Source organism: Natrinema hispanicum (assembly GCF_900111485.1).
GTDB lineage: Archaea > Halobacteriota > Halobacteria > Halobacteriales > Natrialbaceae > Natrinema > Natrinema hispanicum_A.
Window position 1 is genome coordinate 1 of the sequence record NZ_FOIC01000004.1, and the last position, 18,922, is coordinate 18,922.

The window sequence follows — 18,922 nt, forward strand, 5'->3', positions numbered from 1 at the left end:
CGAGATCGATAGACTCGGGATGTACGCACCAAGGCAACGAGGTGTTGAGTCCGCGAGCACTAATCGGCCAAGCCACACACTCATACACTACAACTATAACGCATTGGATCCGTGACGCGGTGAACGGGTCCGGACGCAAACTGGACTACACGTACATGACGGTCTGAGACACACCACCGATTACGGTTTGACGACGGTTCGAGTCCGTCGGTCGGCATTACGGCGGCCACAGCGGCGAGGTGCCTCCCGTACCCATCCCGAACACGGAAGATAAGCTCGCCTGCGTATCGGCAAGTACTGGAGTGGGCGACCCTCTGGGAACGTCAATTCGCCGCCTCCACTCATACTCCTCTCCAACGAGTAACTACAACTAGTAGTGCTCTATCTTCCATAGGATTTCACGGATAGTGGACGATCTCGAGACTGAATCCGACCAGACTAGTCGAGAACCGCACCCAACCATTCCAGCGACAGCACCCAGATAGCAATCCTTAATGATGGTCGGCAGAGACTGGTAGATAGCGGGATGGGATAGCCAGGAGATTCCGGCGGGCTCATAACCCGCAGACCAGTAGTTCAAATCTACTTCCCGCTATTTCTTGACGTTGCGTAAGCTTCGACGCGACTTGGTCGGTAAGTTCCACGGTCATCGGATCAGTATGGATCTAGTTGATGCAGCAGTCTCTACGTAGATCGCGACGGCATAGTTGGTGAACTCTCACTCCTCGCTGGTGGGTTGATACTAATTACCGTCTTTTTAGACAGGCCCAAGACTTCGCAGTCAGTTCACGCGTTGAGTCATGTTCGGTTTCTCGAGATGTCTCGAGTCGCTGATGGATGATTTCGTCATCGTCTTTGGCCCACTGAGAGCGCAGAAAGCAGACTTCAAAGGCGGACGTTTTGCCGGCAGATGATCTCGAGGAGCGGTTTCAGTCGAGCGGCCAGTGACGGAGTGCTCGTCCTCCGGGCTGAAGAGCCGAATATCGTGTTCAACAGCACACTACTGGCAGAAAGGGCTGAAGCCTGTCTTTGTCGAGCTTTCTTAACTGAATTTTAATCAACAATAATATTACGACTTCAGTTGTGAAACACGTCACAACGAGCGGTTTGTATCTCTCGTTAGCCTCAATCAGTACGACTAGTTGTTGGGCCGATAGAAATATACACGGGCGAAAACCCCAATTTGGACTCGAACGGGAGCACGTTTCTACAGCCCTTCGGCCTGGGTATCTCCAGTTCACGAACCTCGCTTACGCGAGATCCGTTACTGAGCCTTCTCACTCGGCCACCATGGTGGTCAAGTTATGGGCCGTGTTGGTCTCCTTGGAGGCGTTCACCTTGTTTCCGTGTTACCGGAGCCTTGGTTATACCTCTAACTCGACTTTTTTGTCCTGTATGGACATTCGAGTCGAGTCGTCCGGTGAATCCTCGTGGCTTCGCCCGACACCCCATGCTATGTTGTCCCGTAGCATAAGTCTTTGTAAGTACAAGCTGGCGACTATGTTCAGACGAAGCCGTACGTTCGGTCTCACATCTCGCGTGATCTGATGGGAGGATAACTGACTCCGATCCATCAGTGCGCTACTGCGGTTGGATGTCCACAATCGCGAGCATATCTGCTTACAGCGCTATTACGCGGAAGATCACCGAGAGAAAGCGATGTGACTCAATGCAGAATACACGAGGTCGCTGCTGACCGGGATGACGTCAGTGTTCGACCTCAACCGATCGTCCCTGATGCCTGAACAGTAGTCCGTCAGGATCACCTATGACTTCATTATATGTGTTTATAGTACATTAATTCCTAATATTTATGCGGCTGTCGAACGATCGGTAACATGTATGTACGACATCAAGGGTGGTTCTGATACTGCATCGACATACGAGTGTTTGATTTGTGGCGAGATTGTTACCTCCGATAGCCGAGCCGAGAAATGCGCTCGTTGTGGGCGTACGAACACTTTCCAAAATCGGGCTCTGTCGCTCGAATAACCGCTATCTCATCCAACGGAAGGGCTGTCATCTATACATCCCCAACGACAGTCAAAAGTACGGTTTCTCAGCCAGACGACAATGCGGAAGCCACATCAGCAGTTGCAACGGCTCGACGATGCCTCGAGCACGCTGTAACGCACCTCGATACTGATCCGAACAGTATTGAACGCCTCGAACACCCGGCAGCCGTCCACGAGGTAACGGTCCCGGCCGAACGCGAATGGCATAGTCGACGTATTCATTGGCTATCGCGCGCGCCACGACAGCGTTCGCGTCCGTACAAGGGAGGATTACGCTATCATCCGGGAGTCACTCGCGAGGAGTGGATCGGTCTCTTGATGTGGATAACGTTGAAGTGTGCGGTGAGAGATCCGCCGTTCGACGGCGCAAAAGACAGTGTCGTCGACCCGAAAGAGCTGAGAACGTCCGAAAAAGAGCGTCTTACCAGGCGAGCACTCATTGCTCGCGAAGCCTGTGACTACGACGATCCGCTTGAGGAGACGATCGTCGCCGTATAGGGGTTCGGAAGTGTCGGTGTGAACGCGACCCGGCTGCTCGACGAGCGGGGTGCGGCCGTCGTCGCGGTCAGTGACGTCAACGGAGCGGCCTCCAATCCAGCGGGGCTCGATCCGCAGATGATCCTGTCACATGACGAGGAACCAGAGGCTGTCACTGACTACGCCGAGAAGACGATCGATACCGACGAACTGCTCGCATTAGACGTTGATCTTCTGATTGTTGCAGCCAGTGGTGACGTTTACCGAAGGCCCCCTACTTCAGGTGGCTCCAAGATGCCAATCGGCGGTTGTGGTCGTTCGAGGAAGGACAGGACGAGGTCGAAACGAGAGATGTGACGTGGCGAGATGCGACATCCATCGTGGCACTCTCGCGGTTGGTTGACGCCCAGCCAATCGGGGTCTCTGACCGTAATTGCAGAGATTCAAAGAGAATCGCTGATCCGGCAGGGGCAGGACGAATCTGACACTCTCTTAGATAGTCTACTGTCGATCACGTGGACTGCTGGTTGGCGGTTGGGTTACAGGATCTCCGGTCGACGAGGAAAACAAATCGTGTCAGCAGCGGCGTAATAGAGCGTGATAGTACTATACTGTGCGAACACGCCCGGTAACTCTCTTTTGAATGGCCGGTAGTTTCGGACAGGAAGCCTGAATGGACGCGAACAGTCACATCGAGCGTTCGGATCGGAGAAACAGTAGCTCGAGTGGGAGAAACAGTAGCCCGAGTATTTATTGGGGCGGCTGGACGGGTCACAATACCCTACGAGGCAGCGCGCTACCGGATCTCCGGCCTCGTAGGTGACGACCCCATCCAGAGAACCATGTCACACCAACAGCCGTCGCAACAGCCAATGGAACAGCCAACGCAACAGCGAACCCGACGCCAGCGGACGCCGCAACAGGCCGGGCGGCAGTATCAACAGCAGCAACCGCAGCAACAGACTGGACAACAATACCAACAGCAGCCCCGGTCGTTCGATCAGGCCGTCCCGCAACAGGTCTCGCAGGCGATCCACCAACTCGAGGAACTCGAGTCGGACGCCGAGTGGGCACACGGGCAGGCGATGAAAGCCGGCGATCGGTTCACATCCGGGATGCTGGCTGACCTTACCCAGATTATTCACCTGCAGAAGACCCTTCTCCTGCGGCAATCCGACTTGGCACAGACGTTCGGCCAGTGTACACAGCAAGCACTCCAGCAAAGTGCCCAGCAACTCCAGCAGTCCGAGGCACCGGGTGTCCAACAGGTGATCCAGCAAGCCCAGCAGATCACTCAGACGATCCACCAGGCGAGCCAGCAGGCCACACAGCAAGGCCAGTCACAGCAGATGGGCCAACCGCAGTCACCACAAGGCGGTGGCCAGCCCTTCTAAGAACTGGGTACCTTAACACGCCCTCGCAATCCTTGCGAGGGAATTTGATGTACGGTATGGAAAACCGATATCCTCCACTTCAATCCATTTCTTGACGGTCGTCTCGAGCTCCGTCGTGTCGAAAGCACCACTGGATCCGCCAACCGGAGAAACAGCATCCCTACCGGAGTTTCCAGAGCAACGAGCGCAGTTTGTACCCGAGCGAACCGCTCTGATAGCCAGTCCACCCGCTTATGCCACCCAACAGCGTCGCTGCATCGTACCCCTCGTCGACGAGGAGACTCGTTGCTCGTTTGGCAACCATACCCATTTTACACACGACGACAACGTCTCGCTCGTGTGGGATTTCCCCGAGTCGATCGCGAAGCGCGGACTCGTCGCCGTGGCGCAACTCTTGATAGACCGGTACGTTATGACTGCCCTCGATTGCGTTCGTCTGATAGTCCGACCGTGGACGAATATCGAGGATGAACGGTTCGTCTCCCGACTCGAAGCGGGCTGCCAGTTCGGCTGGACGGATGCGACTCATCACTGCTATATTGTGCCGAAAACACAAAACCGTGGTGGTTCAGGCGTCGGTCGGGAAGACGCTGGCGGCTGCTGTGTCGGTTTCGAAATAGCGGAGTGCCTGCGAGAGGCGTGTCGCTTGGTTGCTGAGCTGTTCAGCACTCGTCGACACCTCGGTCAGCGCCGTCGTCTGTTCTTCGGCTGCAGCGGCGACGCTTTCAGCACCCGTGCTCGTCGATTCGGAGATCGCTGCGACGTCGTCGACCATCGCGACGACCTCCTGAGTCGAGGCCGCCTGCGCTTCGCTGGCTGCCGAAATCTCTTGGATTCCAACGTTGGTCTCCTCGGCGAGCTCGGTGATCGAAGCGAGCGCGGCGACGGCTTCTTGGACCTGCTCGCTGGCGTCTTTGATACCGGCGTTCGTGCGCTCGACTTCGGCAGTGGACGCCTCAGTCCGATCGCGGATCGCCTCGAGGCGGGCCTCGGCCTTCTCGGCTGCCTCTGCGGCGTCTTCGGAGAGCGTTTTGACTTCCGTCGCGACGGCGGAAAAGCCGTCATCGCCGCTAGCACCCGTCGCGCGGGAGACCTCGATGTTCGCGTTCAGCGCTAGCATGTTGGTCTGGCGTGCGATCTCAGAGATCGTGTTGATCAGCTCGTCGATCTGCTGGACCTCGTCCTCGAGACGGTGCATCTCGGCGACGGCGTCGGCGGCTTCGGCTTCGATCTCGTCCATGGCAGTGATCGCCGTCTGAGCTGCTTCTTTCCCTTCCTTCCCGGTGTCAACGGTTCGTTCGGCAATCTCGGCGACCTCGTTCGAGGAGACGGCGATCTCCTCGGTCGTCGTCGACAGCGAGTCGAGTTCCGTGGTGACCGAGCGGAGGTACTCGTGTTGCTGGTCGGCACCGTCGGCGATTTCCTGGATCGACGTAGAGACCTGCTCGGAAGCCGAGTGTACTTCTTCGGCACTGGACGTCACTGATTCGGATGCGGCGGCAACGTCCTGTGCGAACGCCATGAGGTCCTCGGTGGTCGACTCGAGTTTGGCGAGCATGTCGTTGAACTCGCGTGCGATCTCGGCCATCGCTTCGTTCTCGCTGTCGGGGTCAAGTCGCTGTGTCAGATCGCCGGCCGCACACGCCTGCATGACGGTTGCGTACTCGTCGGCTTTCTGCTCTAAGTGCTGGTTGAGCTGGTCCGTTTCTTCGCGAAGCGTGACTGCCTCCTGGCGCGCTTGTTCGACCTCTTCGATTTTTGTCTGGAGGGACTCGTTTTTATCCTGAAGGTCGTTGACCGTCATCAGTCCCACGTTGATCACGAGCAGGACGAACACAGCGCCAAACAGGAAGACGAACCCTGTCAGCAGCTGGAAGAAGAGTTCCTGACCGCTGAACGCGATCCACAGGGCGGCGACATAGCCCAGCAGGAAAAATACCATCAGCGCGAGGAGCCCCCGCCACCGTCGGCGGTAGCTTTCTTCGTTTAGTCGCAGGAACAGCCGCCGGGCATACAGAATCGAGCCGAACATCACGAGTGTCCCAGCGGCGATAAGCCCGAGTACAATCATCGATACTGCGGCCATTAGCACCCACCTGTGTCTGTGCTGTTCGCGTGGCTGAACTGCCGGTTCCAGGTCGACGAATCCGTGGTTCTATGTGGTTTTCGCGTCATCGGTCTCTGAAGTGATCCGCTTCGAAAGAACGAACGCGTCTCATCGTTGGCTTCGATCGCTGTCCTGTCTGGAAACTGGAACTGCGTGTCTCGCAGGCCGTCCGTTTCGAAGCCATCTCTTTCTTTCGAATATGGTGACATTCAGTCAATGAAACTATTTAATGGTAACGCAACCTCCTGTTGTCTCTCGAGTATGGTGCGAAATTCGCTACACCGGTGTGTGGCCTACAGGATACTCTCGGCCGTTATCCGCCGTACTTTCGATACCAGACTCGAGCCCCAACGGGCGACGCACCTGCCTCGAGATCCAATCTGCGCACGACCAACTCCCGGATCGCAGTCGTGACGACGAGTTCGATCGTGTCGCCCGCATCGGTCTGCACCTCGAAGACGGAGTGGCCATCCCGTTCGCTGATACGTTCGATCGTTCCGACAGACCACCGCTCGATGTCGTGAGTCGGTTTCCGGGCGTGGATTCGATCGTGCGTCATAGACAATGGGATGTCGGCAAAGCAGTTGAGGATAGCGCCCCCGTGGGCGTTGTTCGCTTCGCCGATCCGGACACCCCGTTCGATTCGAGCGACCGGCTATTCGGACTCGAGGTCGTCCCCGAGTGAATCCTCGTATTTGTCCTGTGCCTCGTCGGGGAGATACTGCCGTTCCCACTCGACGACCTCGGGAAAGCCCGAGAACTCGTGGAGGGTCCCGACGGGCTGGGCGTTGAACGTGTCGTCGATGTCTCGCATCGCCGCCACGGGGTCGTCCGCGAAGGTACTGAGATCCGCGTAGACGTTCGCGATCGTCGATAGCATCGACGTAATGGGGAACAACACGATGTCGAAGCCCCACTCCTCGAGCGACCCGAGGTCGACGTACGGCGAGGAGCCGAGATCACCGACGAAGTTGTAGACGATCGGCCCGTCGACTTCCCGGCCGATGCGTTCGAGTTCCGACTCGTCGGTCGGCCCTTCGACGAACGCGACGTCGGCACCGGCCGCGAGGAAGTCGTTGGCGCGGCCGATCGCTTCGTCGAGCGAGCCGTCACCCGTGCCGCGGGCGTCGGTACGGGCGATGAGGACGAAATCCTCGGCGCGATCGTCCCGAACGTCAGCTGCGGCTTCAATTTTGCCGATCGCTTCTTCTCGGGGGATGACCTGTCGGCCCTTCGTATGGCCACAGCGTTTCGGGAACGTCTGGTCTTCGATGTGGATCGCGCCGACGCCGGCTTTGATGTACTCGCGAACCGTCCGGATGACGTTCGTGGCGTTGCCGTAGCCGTTGTCGGAATCAGCGATCAGCGGCACATCGATTCGCTCCTGGATGTTTGCAGCGTTTTCGATCATTTCCGGCATCGTGATGAAGCCAGCGTCGGGATAGCCGGTCTTCGACAGCGAAGTGCCGTAGCCGGTCATGTAGATGGCGTTAAAGCCGATGGAATCGGCGACGGCGGCGGTAAGTGGGTCGTGGACGCCGGGACAGACCAGGAGTTCGTCGCGCTCGAGAGACGTTCGGAGCGTGGCACCGGAGTCGGTCATGGCTGATCACATGGTGGTCGCAGCGAAGTCGGTGTCGATGCAGGTCGTCTCGCGTTGGTGTAGGTATACATTCTCGGAGAGGGAGTCGAGAACGATCTCGGTTGTGACAACATCGTCGTATTTCGCGTCAATGTCGAAGGGGGTCGTGCGGTGTGGTCCCTCGGCGCAGTCACCGACCGCGTCGGCGGGAACGATGGTCCGATAGCCGTACTGGAGGCTGTCGACTGCCGCTCGAGCGAGGGCCACCATACATGTAAACCGGCTCGCATCCAATGCTGCCTATGGGTGACGTGGCCCGCGTCTCGAACGAGCTCTTTCGAAACGAGGGGGACGATTCCGACTCGCTTCGGCGCTGTCGCACGCTCGTCAACGCCATCGACGACGGGATCTTCCAGCTGAACGCCGAGGGTCGGTTCGTCGCAATCAACGACGCCGTCGTGTCGCTGACGGGCTCTCCGCGAGCGGACCTCCTCGGCGAGCACGTCTCGACCGTCATCGAGGGACCGGACGCAAAGCGCCTCGAGAAAGCGATCCGGACGCGTCTCGAGGAAGGGATCCATCCCGACACGACGTTCAATCTGGTCGTCGAGAGCGCTGCTGGCGGCCGTGTTCCCTGTGAACTCCAGCTGAGCGTGCTCGTCGACGACGGCGAACACCGCGGGACTGTCGGTGTCGTTCGAGCGGTCGACGACTATGATCGGACGAACGAACGACTGCCGTCGGCCTGGACGGCGTCCGACTCGATTGCCTCCGTCATCAACGAGGCCAACGTCGGCGTGTTCGTCCTCGACGACACGTTCGACGTCGTCTGGGCTGACGAAACGATCGAGGAATACTTCGGCCTCATGCGGAGCGAGATCGTCGGCCGGGACAAGCCGACGCTGATCCGCGAGACGATCGCGGATCGGCTCGACGATCCCGAAACGTTCGCGCAGACGGTGCTAGCCACGTACGAGGACAACACCTCCGTCGAGCAGTTCGAGTGTCGGGTGACGGCCGGCACGGACCGAGAAGCGCGCTGGCTCGAACACCGCAGCAAACCGATCGAGTCCGGACCATATGCCGGTGGGCGTATCGAACTGTACTACGATATTACCGACCGGAAAGAGGCACAGCGAGCCAGAGAGGAGAGCGAACAGCGATTTCAATCGCTCGTTGACGCCGTCGATGAGTACGCGATCTTCATGCTCGACCCCGATGGATACGTCAGGAGCTGGAACAAAGGGGCCGAGCGGATCAAAGGCTACAGCGCATCGGAGATCATCGGTGAGCACTTTTCGACGTTCTACACCGCGGACGATCGGGAAGACGGCGTCCCGGAACGCAATTTGACGCGCGCATATGAGACGGGGACGTTCGAAGACGAAGGCTGGCGCGTCCGATCGGACGGGTCGCGGTTCTGGGCGAACGTGACGATAACGGCCATCTACGACGAAGGCGAGTTGCAGGGCTACGCGAAGATCACCCGTGATCTGACCGAACGCCGAGAACAGGAGCAGCGACTGCGCCGCGAGTACGAACTCAGCGAGCGCATTCTCGAGACGAGCCCCGTCGGAATCGCAGTCGTCAATCCGGATGGATCGGCTGCCAGAGCGAACGAACGGATGGGAGAACTGCTCGATCTCCCGGATGACGGGCCAGCCTATACCACCGCGCAACGAGACATGTACGACGAAAACGGCGACCTCCTCCCGATCGATCAACGGCCCGTTCCCCGCGTCTTCGAAACGGGAGACGCCGTGACCGATCGGGAGATCCGTCTGGATCGACCGGACGGACCACAGTGGCTCTCGATCAACGCCAGACCGATCGCGAACGAGCACGGCGAGATCGAGCAAGTCGTCGAGACGGCAACCGACATTACCGATCTCAAAGAGCTGGCCCGACGGCGCAAACGGGAACTCGAGGAACGGGAGAAAGAACTCGATGCCGTCCAACTCGCGACGAACTTACTCGAGACTGGCGAGCAACCGGCACCTGACTTGCTCCAGGAGTTCGTAACTGGCCTCCCGCAGTTCTTCCAGTATCCGGAGCGAACTGCTGTCTGCGTCTCGGTCGGCGACGACGAAGTGACCACGGACACATACGAACCGCTCGAGCGGCGGATCACCGCATCAAGCAGCACTGTCAATGACACTTCGATCGCGATCGATGTTGTCCTCCACGACGATCCCAGTCTCGCGGCCGACAGGACGGCCACCTTCTCCGAGGAGGAACGCGAACTGCTCGAGACGCTCGCGACGTTGCTGAAGCTGCACTTCGACCGCCGCGAGTACATCGACGAGTTGCAGGCCTCGAACGAGCGCTTAGAGCAGTTCGCCTACGCCGCCTCGCACGATTTGCAGGAACCACTTCGAATGATCTCTAGCTACGTGCAACTCATCGAGAGCCGCTATGCCGAGGTCCTCGATGAGGACGGCGAAGAATTTCTCGCGTACGCCATCGACGGAGCCGAGCGAATGCGCGAGATGATCGATGGCCTACTCGAGTACTCGCGTGTCGAAACCCGCGGTGATCCCTTCGAACCGGTCGACCTCGACGTGGTGCTGTCGGATGTCCTCGCGGACCTGCAGTTCTCGATCGAAGAACACGACGCCGAGATCACGGCCGAGTCGTTGCCAACCGTGATGGGCGACGCCAGCCAGCTCCGGCAGGTGTTTCAAAACCTGCTCGAGAACGCCCTCGAGTACAGCGGCGACGAGCCACCACGGGTTCGTATCGACGCCGAGCGGACGGGCGACGAGTGGACGATCTCGGTCAGTGATTCGGGGATCGGCATCGATGTCGACGACAACGAGCGGGTCTTCGAGGTGTTCCAGCGACTCCACACGCGCGAGGAATACACCGGTACCGGGATCGGGCTCGCGCTCTGTCGGCGGATCGTCGAGCGCCACGGCGGTGTGATCTGGGTCGACTCCGAGCCCGGTGAGGGGGCGACGTTTTCGTTTACGCTGCCAGCCACCGATTCGTGACTCGGGTGAGTCTCATTCGTGGTCGATTCCGATCCGCTCGAACTGCCGTCGGCCGGTTCGTTTGTGGCTGTCTGCCATCGCCGACGACAACACCGCCCGTTCGGCTTTCCGAAGATGCTCGTGGCACGTTGTGCGGCTGATCTCGAGTTCCATCGCTAACTCCTCGTTCGTGATCGCTCTGGGCCAATCGTAATCGCTGTCTGCCATGGGAACAGAACCCACAGTCAAAGACTACGCGCGGTAACTGCCGGACGCTGGTCAGAACCGGCGTGACCTGACCGACGACGCTCACAGTCAAAAGACACGAAAGACAGATAAAAGACCCCACGCTGTAAATAGACAAATATGGACGTTCCGTACGACCTCACCTCGTACGTTCGGGTGTTGAAAATGGCGACGACGCCCACTAGCGAGGAGTTCCTTCAGGTATCGAAAATCGCCGGTGCAGGCATCTTGCTGGTCGGTCTCGTCGGGTTCCTCATCGGCGCAGTCATGGTACTGCTGACCAGCGGTGGTGGCATCTAATGGGCATCTTCGCTGTCAAAACGACGGCGAGCCAAGAGCGCACCGTCGCTGACATGATCATCAACCGCGAGGAGCCCGAAATCCACGCCGCGCTCGCGCCTGACTCGTTGACCTCCTACGTGATGGTCGAAGCCGACGGCGACGCGGTTCTCAATCGCGTCCTCGAGGATATCCCTCACGCCCGGAGTATCGTCCCCGGCGAATCGGACATCTCCGAGGTCGAACACTTCCTCTCGCCCAAACCGGACGTCGAAGGGATCGCCGAGGGCGACATCGTCGAACTCATCGCTGGCCCGTTCAAAGGCGAGAAGGCACAGGTCCAGCGCATCGACGAAGGCAAAGATCAGGTGACGGTCGAACTGTACGAGGCGACGGTTCCGATTCCGGTGACGGTGCGTGGTGACCAGATCCGCGTCCTCGATTCCGACGAGCGATAGCGAGTCGGTTCGCTCGCCCAAGCGGAGCGAGGGGCGAGGACGTTTTGTACTATATTTTGTGAGGAGCGGTGACCGAACGGAGTGAGGGAACCCGACGACGTAAAATATAGCCGTGTGACGGTGCGTGGCGACCAGATCCGCGTCCTCGATTCCGACGAGCGCTAGAGAGGGAACTGAGTTCGTTTTGTCGGCGACGCGAGCGCTCCTCGCTCGCTGTGCGCCACGTAACACAACCGGACAGCGCTGTGACTCGACAATTAGCGTTTCAGTTCCGTCGCGATCGTTTGCATATCCACGACCGCGTCGATCTCCTCGAGTAACGCCTCGCGTTTACGGACCGCTTCGGAACTGGCACCGTAGGCGCGGACGTATTCGGCGCGGCTGTGTTCGGTAAACACGTGGCGGATCGCGAGATAGCCGTCCGGTACGATCGTACCACAGACCTGACACTCACAGCGCTGGTGGGTGGTCGCCTGATGGACGACGGCAGACTCGACATCGTCGAACACTGCGCCACAGCCGTCGATTCCGCATTCCCAGGCCATTCGATACTCTCACTCGCACGGCCGCCCTAATGATCCTTTCGCAGCGAAAGCCATCGGCCAGAAGGAACGTACTCGAGACGGATCCAGCCGCCAACGTCGATGCCGATCGCGACACGGCGGACGGCAGTCTGTCACTTTCGGCCACCGCTAAATCAGAATTCATAACTCGATTGTACCAGAAGTAACCGTCGTGACCGACGGAGTGACGTTCCGAGTAGACTGTCACGTGAAGGTGCTCAATGACCGCGTGGTCGAGCGAGCCAAGCGGGCTGGCCTCGATGCACTCGTCTATGCACCGCACTTCACCCGCCTCCCGGAGATCCGCGAGCGCGCCGCGGCCTACTCTGACGATGAGCTGCTGGTCGTTCCCGCCCGCGAGGTGTTTACCGGCACCTGGCGCAACCGCAAGCACATCCTCGCAGTCGGTCTCGAGGAGCCGATCCCAGATTTCATCCCGCTCGAGACGGCGATGGCCGAATTCGAGCGCCAAGACGCTGCCGTGCTCGTCCCACACCCGACGTTCGCAAACGTCAGCCTCGAACAGTCCGATCTCGGAACGTACGCGGAGACGATCGACGCCCTCGAGATTTACAATCCGAAACACTTCCCGATACACAATCGCCGCGCATGGAACCTCGGAGAGGCGTTTTCCTTTCCGCCGATTACCTCCTCGTATGCCCACCTCTCGCGAACCGTTGGCGTCGCCCACACCGCCTTCGAAACGCCAATCGAAAGCGAAGGCGACCTCGTGGCAGCGCTGGAAGATGGAGTCGCACGCCGCGTCGTCTACGAAAACGGCCTCAACCGGTGGGCGACGACGGCGACGGAACTCGGCCACTTAGTCTACGAAAACACGTGGAAGAAGGTCGATCGGCTGTTTCTGTCGGGCACCGAACCGACCCATCCAGAGCACATCGCCTACGATGGGCGGTTCGACGACGTAGCCGTCTACTGAATCCTCGAAAGCGTCTCTGCGACGCGGTCCCAGTGACTCCCGCGCCAAAAGTACTGCCCACAGTCACGACAGACCCAAACGTCGCTCTCGATCGAATCGGGGACGTACTCGGGAATCGACGCCGTCGTATCGACCTGCTCGAGCGGGCCGTTACACCGCCCACAGAACGCGGGTTCGTCGGCCAGTGCGAGGTCGACGCCCGCCGCAGCGAGTTCGCCGAGTTGGTCCTCGACATCGCGGGACTCGAGGCAGATCGAGTCCGCCGCGCGGTTTGCGAGTGCTACGTCCCGCGTGATGAGCGTCCGTCCTTCGTCTTGGGCGACGGTGAGGAGGTCATCGTCGGCCTCGAGGTCTCGATCGGCGGCGTAGACGGTGTCGTGATTGCACATCCGCAGGTAGGAGACGATCCCACCGCACATGACGTCGACGAGCGAGCGCATGGCGTCAGTGGAGGAACTCACGGAGTTCCGCGAGGTCCCAGGTGTTGATCACATCGGCCGGTTCGGCCCAGCCACGACGCGCAGTGTGGACGCCCCAGCGCATATACTCGAGGGTCGCGGGCTGGTGTGAGTCGGTGTCGATCGCGATTTTCGCGCCCTCCTCGAGGGCGGCCTGAACGGCGCTGCCCCAGAGATCCAGCCGTCGTGGGTCGCTGTTGACCTCGAGAGCGGTGCCGTGCTCGGCGGCGGCCCGCCCGACCGCCGTGACGTCGTAGTCGAGCCCTGAGCGCTGATTGAGCAGGCGGCCGCTGGGATGGCCCACAATATCGATCGCCGGGCTCTCGACAGCGTGGACGAGCCGCTCTGTGGCCGTCTCTGCGTCCTGATCGAGCGCACTGTGCGTCGAGGCGACGATCACGTCCAGCGCGTCGATCACCTCGTCGGAGAGGTCGATCTCGCCATCAGCGTCGACGTTCGCTTCGATCCCTGCGAAGACTTCGATCTCGGCCTCGTCGCCGACCGCGCGAATTTCCTCGACTTGCTCCAGAATCTCGGCATCCGAGAGGCCCATGCCGCCGACAATGCCGGGGCCCTCGGCATGGTCGGCGATCCCGAAGTAGTCGTAGCCCAGCTCGGCGGCAGCCTCGACCATGGCCGCGATCGTGGTGTTGCCGTCTGACCACTCGGTGTGGGTGTGGAAATCGCCACGGATGTCCTCACGGGTGATGAGCTCCGGTAGCCCACCGTTTTCAGCGGCAGCGATCTCACCGCGGTTTTCCCGCAGTTCTGGCGGAATCCATGGCAACCCGAGCGCGTCGTACATGCTTTCTTCCGTCTCGCCGGCGACGCGTTCGCCGACGCGTTGCCCGCTGTCGGGGTCGTCGATCGCATCGACAGCGAACGCGCCGTACTCGTTCAACTTCATCCCGCGGTCGATCGCGTAGTTGCGCAGGCTGACGTTGTGATCCTTGCTCCCAGTAAAATACTGCAGCGCAGAACCGAACTCCTCGGGGACGACGACGCGAAGATCCACTCGAATCTCGCCGACGCGGACGCTTGCCTTCTCTGGACCCGACTCGATCTCGTCGTCGACCGACTCCCACGCGACGAACTGGTCGATTACATCCTCGTGCGCGTCAGTTGCCACGAGTGCATCGACGTCGCCGATCGTCGCACGCCATCGGCGGATCGAGCCGGCTACCGCACACCGTTCGACCGGATCGATCGACTCGAGAAAGGCGAGCACGTCGTCGGCAAGCGGTCGCGCCTCGCCGAGCAACTGGCGCTGGCCGACGGTGCGGGCGAACTCGAGGTTGTCGAGGATGTTCTGTTCTGTCTTCGGCCCGAACCCCTTGACTTCTTGGACCTCACCGGCTTCGGCAGCGTCCTCGAGGTCATCGAGCGTCTCGACCCCGAGTTCACGGTAGAGCTTGCCGGCCGTCTTGGGGCCGACGCCCTCGATCCGGGTGATGTCTGCCATGTCGATCGGTAACTCGGCTCGAAGCTCCTCGAGTTCCTCGATCGAGCCTGTTTCGACGTACTCGATGATCTTCGAGGCGATCGCGTCGCCGACACCCTCGATGTTCTCGACTGCCTCGCGGTCGCCCGCGTCGACGCGGTCGGCGATCGGTGATGGGTGTGAGCGGACGTTCTCGGCCGCGCGGCGGTACGCGCGGGGTTTGTACTCGACGCCGTCGGCCTCGAGCAAGTCGGCGAACTCCTCGAAGCGGGCGGCGAGTTCGGCGTTGGTCGTCATCGGCCCCTCCGTGCGCTGGTGTCGTCGTTCTCTCCCAGTGCCTTTTTCAGGAACGACATCCAGCGCTTGCGATCCTGCGCGTGCTGGAGTTTCTGCTCGCGCTCTAAATCCGTCGGCCCGAGGCTCTCGAGGGCGTTCAACGCCCGGTCGATGCCGATGATGCTCTTGGCGAGTTCCTCGCCTTTCTCGCGGGTGATGTCGCCCTCCTCGATCTGCTCTAAGCGCTCGAGGCGCTCACGACGCAGGTTCTTTTTCGCCTGCTCGACGCGGTCGCGCTCGCCGGACGGGACCGTCTCGCGGCGCTTGATCTCGAAGACGAACGTCCGGAGGTCGATTTCTTCCCCCTGAACCGTGATCGTCTCCGGGATGTCCGCGCCGACGGTCGCGCCCTCGCGCTCGACACGCTCGAGCAGTTGCTTGCGCTCGTACTCTTGCACGACCGAATGTGGGCGACGAGGAAGCAAAAATGTACAGCCCACGGCGCATATGGTGTTCAGTGACGCTGATTCCATGTGAAGCTGAACGATTTGACCTACTCGACGACTATTTCGACTTCGACGGCGCTAAAAGAGCGTGAGAAAGCGACAGTTCGACGTGTTGTCACGCTGAATACGTCGCGTCCCTCGTCGAGCAAGCACCCGGTACGGACGGTCCAAAAAACGAACCGATCTGTCCGCCACATATACTGACCGGGTTGATTGCTGTGAAATAATCGGGGCAAACCCCAAATCCCTTAGCTACTCCGCACATACCACCGATCAATGGCCAAGTGCGACGTGTGTGGGAAAGACGAAAACATGCCGTATAACTGTCGGCACTGTGGTGGCACCTATTGTGCCGATCATCGGCTCCCCGAGAACCACAACTGTACGGGGCTCGAAAACTGGAACGACCCACAGGGCGTCTTCGACAGCGGTTTCGACGACGGCGTCAGTTCGAGTGGGAACACGTCACGCGCCTCGAGTCTGACTGACAAACTCCCGATCGATACCGGGCCTGGCGGGCCGCTGGCGTACTTCCGGGGGAACGCGACTTACACGTTCCTCGCGTTGATGTGGCTGACGTTCCTCGCACAGTGGCTCGTGCTGTTGGTCGCCGGCTCGGCGCTCCACCAGTCGCTGTTCACGCTGACGTCGTGGAACGTCGAGTACGTCTGGACGTGGGTCACCTCCGTCTTCGCCCATAGCCCGGGTAACTTCATGCACATCGTCGGGAACAGCATCGTGCTGTTCTTCTTCGGGCCGCTCGTTGAGCGCTACATCGGCTCGCGTGACTTCGCGATCCTGTTCATCGTCAGCGGCGCGCTCGCCGGATTGGGTCAAGTCCTGATTTCGGCTGCACAGGGCGCTCCGACGGCCGTCCTCGGGGCCAGCGGCGCGGCGCTCGCTATCATGGGCGTGCTGACGGTCTTGAATCCCGGTCTCAAGGTGTACCTCTACTTTATTCTCCCAGTGCCGATCTGGCTGCTGACCGCCGGCTACGCCCTCTTCAGCGTGTTCTTCCTCTCGGTCGGTGGCGGCGGGCCGATCGCTCACGGGGCCCACCTCATCGGCCTCGTGATCGGCCTCGCCTACGGCCAGTACGTCAAGCGAAATCGCAATCTCCGGGCTCCGAGTCGCCTCGAGTTCGGCGGTGGCGGCCCCGGCGGGCCGGGCGGCCCAGGTGGCCCCGGACGCGGCCGGTTCTGACCGTTCCCGCGTTCCACGCTCGCACCGCGACAGCCCGCAACTGATTTTCGCACGGCCACTCTCACCGCAAACGAATGAGTCAGCCCCGGCCAGACCTCGCGCCCGATCCCGGCCTTTCGCGTGCGGAGATGGAAACGCTCCAGCGCGATATCGCCGATATCGCCGTCTTCGAAGACGACTTTGCGTTCGATCCCGACGCGCTCTCGAACCCGCTCGCGGCGGCTGCCAGTGGAGACGAACAGCCGATCATCGTCGGCGTCGACCAGTCGTTTCTCACGAACGCCGACGGTGAGCAGGACCGCGCCCTGAGCGCCGTCGTCGCCACCCGTGGCGGCGAGGTGATCGAGCGCGTCCACGCCGTTACCGGGCTCGAGATTCCCTACATTCCTGGTCTGCTCTCGTTTCGCGAAGGGGGGCCGATCCTCGCGGCACTCGAGGAGCTGTCCGTCGATCCTGAGCTCATCCTTTTCGACGGCAGCGGCCGCATCCACTTCCGACAGGCTGGCATTGCGACCCACATGGGCGTCGTCAGGGACGTTCCGAGTATCGGGGTCGCAAAGAGCCTGCTCTGTGGCCGCCCGCGCGAGGATACTGACGACCTCCCGGCAGGCTCGCGGGTCGCCATCGAAGCGAACACGCGAGTCGACGCCCCCGATGGCACCCTCATCGGCTACGCCGTCCAGACCCGCCAGTACGATTCGCCGAATCGGCACATCAACCCGCTGTACGTCAGCTCCGGCCACCGTGTCGGCTCCGAGACGGCAGCCGAGATCGTCCTCGAGCTGGCAACGTCGTACAAGCTTCCCGAACCAGTGCGACTCGCGGATACGTACGCCGACGAAGCCAAACGGGAATTCAACCAGTAGGCAGACCCGCGTTCCACCGACGACAGTTCCCTGACCAACCGCTGCGGCGGGTGGGACTGAAAGGAGCCGGTCGGGTGCTTTCGGTGTATTTACGGTCCTATACTGATCGTTCGACTCGTCTCGATTTCAATTCGCTCTTGAAATTACGAACAGCGCGACAAACCGTCGATACTTAGGTATCGTCTCCCGAACCGGTCACGTATGGCTACCGCTGAGGACGTCGAGGAGACAGCCGATGACGGGCCGGATGGTACCGTCGTCGAGGACGACCGCGAGCACGCGACGGGCGAGACCGACCGCTATACGCGCAAGAAATCGGTGCTGATCACCGGCTGCTCGTCCGGCATCGGCCGCGCAACCGCTCGAGCCTTCCTCGCCAAGGACTGGCAGGTCTTTGCGACGGCACGGGACGTCGACCATATCGAGGAGCTCGCGGAGGCGGGCTGTGAAACCATCGCGCTGGACGTCACCGACCCCGAGCAGGTCGCGACGGCCGTCGAGGAGACCGTCGACATCGCCGGCTCGATCGACTGCGTCGTCAACAACGCCGGCTACGCCCAGATGGGGCCGCTCGAGGACGTCGCCACGGTCGACCTCCACCGGCAGTTCGACGTCAACGTTTACGGCCCCCACCGACTCACGCGGGCCGCCCTGCCACATATGCGTGCCCAGGGAGAGGGTCGAATTATCAACGTCTCGAGCGTCGTCGGTCGAATCTCGCTGCCCGGCGCGGGTGCCTACGCAGGCTCGAAACACGCCCTCGAGGCGATGAGCGACGCCTTACGCGGCGAGGCCGAAGAGTTCGGGATCGATGTCGTCGTGGTCGAACCCGGTCCGGTCGAGACGAACTTCTCCGACCGCGTCGACGACGAACTGCCGGAAGACGAGCGAACGCCGGCCTACGAATCGCTGTACGAACTCTACGACGAGGCACAGCTGATCGGCGGGGGAAGCGGCGGTCCGTTTGCCTCCGATCCCGACGACGTCGCCGCGGCGATCCTCGATGCCGCGACCAGCCCCGAACCACCGGCCCGGTACCCGGTCGGCCCGATCGCCCAGTACGGCCTCTACGCGCGCCACCTGCCTGACCGGCTGCGCGATGCGGTCTACGGGCTCCTGCGAAAACTCGCGTAGGCTCCGTT

18 protein-coding genes, 1 tRNA gene, 1 rRNA gene and 2 pseudogenes are annotated in these 18,922 nt (G+C 60.7%); 12 read left to right on the top strand and 10 right to left on the bottom strand.

Features of this window, described 5'->3' with window-relative positions; all coding sequences use genetic code 11:
- The first annotated feature begins 218 nt into the window (after positions 1-218).
- The 5 genes and pseudogenes from rrf to BSG09_RS04925 all read left to right on the top strand — a co-directional run bounded on the left by rrf (position 219) and on the right by BSG09_RS04925 (position 3,886).
- Positions 219-340 (top strand): 5S ribosomal RNA (gene rrf, locus BSG09_RS04910).
- 180 nt (positions 341-520) lie between these two features.
- Positions 521-595, top strand: a tRNA-Met gene (locus BSG09_RS04915).
- Positions 596-1,842: 1,247 nt separating this feature from the next.
- Positions 1,843-1,992, top strand: a complete 150-nt coding sequence (locus tag BSG09_RS20105; protein WP_139246184.1) for a rubrerythrin-like domain-containing protein — start codon at positions 1,843-1,845, stop codon at positions 1,990-1,992.
- 29 nt (positions 1,993-2,021) lie between these two features.
- Positions 2,022-2,977 (top strand): annotated as a pseudogene (locus BSG09_RS21660) (Glu/Leu/Phe/Val dehydrogenase dimerization domain-containing protein).
- A gap of 387 nt (positions 2,978-3,364) precedes the next feature.
- Entirely contained in the window at positions 3,365-3,886 is a 522-nt protein-coding gene (locus BSG09_RS04925) for a hypothetical protein (RefSeq protein ID WP_139246185.1), read from the top strand.
- Positions 3,887-4,046: 160 nt separating this feature from the next.
- Here the strand turns inward: BSG09_RS04925 and BSG09_RS04930 are convergent, their stop codons facing one another.
- The 5 genes and pseudogenes from BSG09_RS04930 to BSG09_RS04950 form a co-directional block, all read right to left on the bottom strand.
- Positions 4,047-4,415, bottom strand: a complete 369-nt coding sequence (locus BSG09_RS04930) for a rhodanese-like domain-containing protein (RefSeq protein WP_092930781.1) — start codon at positions 4,413-4,415, stop codon at positions 4,047-4,049.
- 39 nt (positions 4,416-4,454) lie between these two features.
- Positions 4,455-5,972, bottom strand: a complete 1,518-nt coding sequence (locus BSG09_RS04935) for a methyl-accepting chemotaxis protein (RefSeq protein WP_092930783.1) — start codon at positions 5,970-5,972, stop codon at positions 4,455-4,457.
- A 334-nt stretch (positions 5,973-6,306) separates the two neighbouring features.
- The gene (locus tag BSG09_RS04940) at positions 6,307-6,552 is read right to left on the bottom strand and encodes a DUF7861 family protein (protein ID WP_092930785.1); all 246 of its coding nucleotides are present in this window, start codon (positions 6,550-6,552) and stop codon (positions 6,307-6,309) included.
- A 96-nt stretch (positions 6,553-6,648) separates the two neighbouring features.
- A complete protein-coding gene (locus tag BSG09_RS04945) occupies positions 6,649-7,596 on the bottom strand; it encodes an isocitrate lyase/PEP mutase family protein (protein ID WP_092930787.1) in 948 nt (315 codons plus the stop codon).
- 6 nt (positions 7,597-7,602) lie between these two features.
- A pseudogene (locus tag BSG09_RS04950) lies at positions 7,603-7,824 on the bottom strand (hypothetical protein); the annotation flags it as partial.
- Between the two features lie 44 nt (positions 7,825-7,868).
- On the opposite strand from BSG09_RS04950, the gene BSG09_RS04955 reads away from it, so the two are divergent.
- Entirely contained in the window at positions 7,869-10,568 is a 2,700-nt protein-coding gene (locus BSG09_RS04955) for a PAS domain S-box protein (RefSeq protein ID WP_092930791.1), read from the top strand.
- Positions 10,569-10,580: 12 nt separating this feature from the next.
- Here the strand turns inward: BSG09_RS04955 and BSG09_RS04960 are convergent, their stop codons facing one another.
- Positions 10,581-10,775, bottom strand: a complete 195-nt coding sequence (locus BSG09_RS04960; RefSeq protein ID WP_092930793.1) for a helix-turn-helix domain-containing protein — start codon at positions 10,773-10,775, stop codon at positions 10,581-10,583.
- 138 nt (positions 10,776-10,913) lie between these two features.
- Between BSG09_RS04960 and BSG09_RS04965 the strand changes: the two genes are divergently transcribed.
- Positions 10,914-11,093, top strand: a complete 180-nt coding sequence (locus tag BSG09_RS04965; RefSeq protein ID WP_008012488.1) for a protein translocase SEC61 complex subunit gamma — start codon at positions 10,914-10,916, stop codon at positions 11,091-11,093.
- On the top strand, positions 11,093-11,530 hold the full coding sequence (locus BSG09_RS04970; RefSeq protein WP_008012489.1) for a transcription elongation factor Spt5: 438 nt from the start codon (positions 11,093-11,095) through the stop codon (positions 11,528-11,530). The genes BSG09_RS04965 and BSG09_RS04970 overlap by 1 nt, the downstream gene beginning before the upstream one ends.
- 257 nt (positions 11,531-11,787) lie before the next feature.
- Here BSG09_RS04970 and BSG09_RS04975 read toward each other — a convergent pair whose 3' ends face one another.
- Positions 11,788-12,075 (bottom strand): DUF7565 family protein, encoded by a 288-nt coding sequence (locus BSG09_RS04975; RefSeq protein ID WP_092930795.1) that lies wholly within the window; start codon positions 12,073-12,075, stop codon positions 11,788-11,790.
- 202 nt (positions 12,076-12,277) lie between these two features.
- Between BSG09_RS04975 and BSG09_RS04980 the strand changes: the two genes are divergently transcribed.
- Positions 12,278-13,030: a PHP-associated domain-containing protein gene (locus BSG09_RS04980; protein WP_092931250.1), complete on the top strand. Its 753-nt coding sequence runs from the start codon at positions 12,278-12,280 to the stop codon at positions 13,028-13,030.
- Here BSG09_RS04980 and BSG09_RS04985 read toward each other — a convergent pair.
- Genes BSG09_RS04985 through BSG09_RS04995 form a run of 3 tightly spaced genes read right to left on the bottom strand, consistent with a single transcriptional unit; the run spans position 13,024 to position 15,663 of the window.
- Entirely contained in the window at positions 13,024-13,470 is a 447-nt protein-coding gene (locus tag BSG09_RS04985) for a Mut7-C RNAse domain-containing protein (RefSeq protein ID WP_092930797.1), read from the bottom strand. The genes BSG09_RS04980 and BSG09_RS04985 overlap by 7 nt on opposite strands.
- Before the next feature lie 4 nt (positions 13,471-13,474).
- On the bottom strand, positions 13,475-15,226 hold the full coding sequence (polX, locus tag BSG09_RS04990) for a DNA polymerase/3'-5' exonuclease PolX (protein WP_092930799.1): 1,752 nt from the start codon (positions 15,224-15,226) through the stop codon (positions 13,475-13,477).
- A complete protein-coding gene (locus tag BSG09_RS04995; RefSeq protein WP_092930801.1) occupies positions 15,223-15,663 on the bottom strand; it encodes a DUF5788 family protein in 441 nt (146 codons plus the stop codon). Before BSG09_RS04995 ends, polX begins: the two co-directional genes overlap by 4 nt.
- A 324-nt stretch (positions 15,664-15,987) precedes the next feature.
- On the opposite strand from BSG09_RS04995, the gene BSG09_RS05000 reads away from it, so the two are divergent.
- The 3 genes from BSG09_RS05000 (at position 15,988) to BSG09_RS05010 (ending at position 18,914) form a co-directional block, all read left to right on the top strand.
- The gene (locus BSG09_RS05000; protein WP_092930803.1) at positions 15,988-16,914 is read left to right on the top strand and encodes a rhomboid family intramembrane serine protease; all 927 of its coding nucleotides are present in this window, start codon (positions 15,988-15,990) and stop codon (positions 16,912-16,914) included.
- Between the two features lie 74 nt (positions 16,915-16,988).
- Positions 16,989-17,780 (top strand): endonuclease V, encoded by a 792-nt coding sequence (locus BSG09_RS05005; protein ID WP_092930805.1) that lies wholly within the window; start codon positions 16,989-16,991, stop codon positions 17,778-17,780.
- Between the two features lie 201 nt (positions 17,781-17,981).
- Complete coding sequence (locus tag BSG09_RS05010; protein ID WP_092930807.1) at positions 17,982-18,914, top strand: SDR family oxidoreductase; 933 nt, start codon at positions 17,982-17,984, stop codon at positions 18,912-18,914.
- The last annotated feature ends 8 nt before the right edge of the window (positions 18,915-18,922 follow it).